1 protein-coding gene is annotated in these 608 nt (G+C 61.0%); it reads left to right on the top strand.

The genetic code is table 11. The features are described 5' to 3' along the window. A partial coding sequence (locus BMI87_RS21845) for a cytochrome P450 (RefSeq protein ID WP_146681746.1) occupies positions 1-406 on the top strand: 406 nt, incomplete at its 5' end. Positions 407-608: the final 202 nt, after the last annotated feature.

Genomic DNA, 608 nt, shown 5'->3' with positions numbered 1-608 from the left:
CGAAGAGGTTCGTAGGCTTTATCCGTTCTTCCCGGCGATCGGCGGACGCGTGCGCGAAGCGTTCGACTGGCACGGCGCGAGGTTCGAGCCCGGCGACTGGTTGGTGCTCGACCTCTACGGCACCAATCACGATCCCAAGACATGGGATGACGCGGAAAGCTTCTGTCCCGAACGCCATTTGGGGCGCGATCGCCAACCCGAGGGGCTCGTGCCGCAAGGTGGAGGCCACTACCTACAAAATCACCGTTGTCCCGGCGAGTGGCTCACGACCGAGTTGCTAACCGAAGCAGTGATGCAATTGCGCAAGCTCGACTGGACTCTGCCGGAACAGAACCTGTCGCTTCCCGAAAACCAGTTCCCACCGCTGCCCGAGGGCGGTTTGCGCGTTGCGGTGGCACCCATTTGAACCACCGCGAGCGCAATTATGGGACGACTACTTCTTGAACCCCGGCGCTCAATGGATAGAGCGCCGGGACGAGGTATCAACCGATCTGCGCGGATGCGGGGCCGAAGAACTCATAGTGAATGCGAGCGTCCGGAACGTTTGCTGCCTTCAGACCGGAAACCATCTCCTGCATGAAGCCCGTCGGGCCGCAGATGAAGTAGTC

This window comes from Thioclava sp. F28-4 (genome assembly GCF_002020045.1).
In the GTDB taxonomy this organism is placed as follows: Bacteria; Pseudomonadota; Alphaproteobacteria; order Rhodobacterales; family Rhodobacteraceae; genus Thioclava; species Thioclava sediminum.
This window is presented reverse-complemented; position numbering and strand designations above follow the sequence as displayed.